Raw genomic sequence first — 249 nt, 5'->3', positions numbered from 1 at the left:
CTCTTTTCTTTCCTTTCCCTCCTCTCTCTTTTTCTTCTCTCTTCCCTCTCCCCTCCCCTTTTTTTTTTTTTTCCTTCCTCCCTCCCCTTTTCCTCCCCCTTCTCTCCTCTTTTCTTCCCCCTCCCTTTCTTCCTCCTCCCCCCTCCCTCTTCCCTTCCCTTCTTTCCCTCTTTCTTTTTCTCCTTTCTTTCTCTTTCCCCCTCCCCCCTTTCTTTCCCCTCCCCCTTTCTCTCTCTTCCTCCCCTCTTC

Annotated in this window: 1 protein-coding gene; it reads right to left on the bottom strand. The window is 51.0% G+C overall.

Annotated features, from left to right (window positions below; genetic code table 11):
• On the bottom strand, positions 1-249 hold a 249-nt coding region (locus tag AB1471_RS19085), incomplete at both ends, for a hypothetical protein (protein ID WP_367781027.1).

Source organism: Jeotgalibacillus marinus, from assembly GCF_040801915.1.
GTDB classification, from domain to species: domain Bacteria; phylum Bacillota; class Bacilli; order Bacillales; family Jeotgalibacillaceae; genus Jeotgalibacillus; species Jeotgalibacillus marinus.
Note: the sequence above shows the minus strand (reverse complement) of the source record. Positions and strands in the feature narration are given on the sequence as shown.